Genomic DNA, 1,436 nt, shown 5'->3' with positions numbered 1-1,436 from the left:
AACTTCAACGGCACCGCGAACTTCACCTACACCGCTACCGACGGCGGTATCGCTGACGGCGGCAGCCCGCTGACCTCAGCTCCGGCTAACGGCACTATCACCGTGACCCCGGTCAATGACGCGCCAGTGGCTGTGACCACTACTGCGACCGGTGCTGAAGATCCAAGCGTAGGTATCGCGGTCAAACTGAGCGCCACCGATGTAGACGGCGTGGCAGACGTGAAATCGTTCACCGTCGGCACGCCAACCAATGGCACCTTCTACACCGATGCGGCGATGACCAAGCCAGTGACTGGCTCGATCGACGCCGTCAACGGCGAAGCGACTGTTTACTTCAAGCCAAACGAAAACTTCAACGGTACCGCCAACTTCACTTACACCGCGACCGACGGCGGCATTGCCGACGGCGGCAGCCCGCTGACCTCGGCTCCAGCCAACGGCACCATTACCGTGACTCCGGTCAACGATGCGCCTGTGGCTGTGACCACTACCGCGACCGGTGCTGAAGATCCAAGCGTAGGTATCGCGGTCAAACTGTCCGCCACCGACGTAGACGGCGTGGCAGACGTGAAATCCTTCACCGTCGGCACCCCAACCAACGGCACCTTCTACACCGACGCGGCGATGACTAAACCGGTGACCGGCTCGATTGATGCCGTCAACGGCGAAGCCACCGTTTACTTCAAGCCGAACGCGAACTTCAACGGCACCGCAAACTTCACCTACACCGCCACCGACGGTGGCATTGCTGACGGCGGCAGCCCGCTGACCTCTGCGCCTGCCAACGGCACCATCACCGTAACTCCGGTCAACGACGCGCCTGTGGCTGTGACCACTACCGCGACCGGTGCTGAAGACCCAAGCGTAGGTATCGCGGTCAAGCTGAGCGCGACCGACGTAGATGGCGTGGCAGACGTGAAATCCTTCACCGTCGGCACGCCAACCAATGGCACGTTCTACACCGATGCGGCGATGACCAAGCCGGTAACCGGCTCGATCGACGCCGTCAACGGCGAAGCGACTGTTTACTTCAAGCCAAACGAAAACTTCAACGGCACCGCGAACTTCACTTACACCGCGACCGACGGCGGTATTGCCGACGGCGGCAGCCCGCTGACCTCTGCGCCTGCTAACGGCACCATCACCGTAACTCCGGTCAACGACGCGCCTGTGGCTGCGGCCACTACCGCGACCGGTGCTGAAGACCCAAGCGTAGGTATCGCGGTCAAACTGAGCGCGACCGATGTAGATGGCGTGGCGGACGTGAAATCGTTCACCGTCGGCACGCCAACCAATGGCACCTTCTACACTGATGCGGCGATGACCAAGCCAGTGACTGGCTCGATCGACGCCGTCAACGGCGAAGCCACCGTTTACTTCAAGCCAAACGAAAACTTCAACGGCACCGCGAACTTCACCTACACCGCCACCGACGG

The 1,436-nt window shown here is 61.4% G+C and carries 1 protein-coding gene; it reads left to right on the top strand.

Annotated features, from left to right (window positions below; genetic code table 11):
* On the top strand, positions 1-1,436 hold a 1,436-nt coding region (locus INT12_RS30360), incomplete at both ends, for an Ig-like domain-containing protein (protein WP_193059165.1).

Source organism: Pseudomonas sp. K8, from assembly GCF_014889455.1.
GTDB lineage: Bacteria > Pseudomonadota > Gammaproteobacteria > Pseudomonadales > Pseudomonadaceae > Aquipseudomonas > Aquipseudomonas veronii.
The sequence above is the reverse complement of the archived record's forward strand: the minus strand, read 5'-3'. Positions and strand labels throughout refer to the sequence as shown.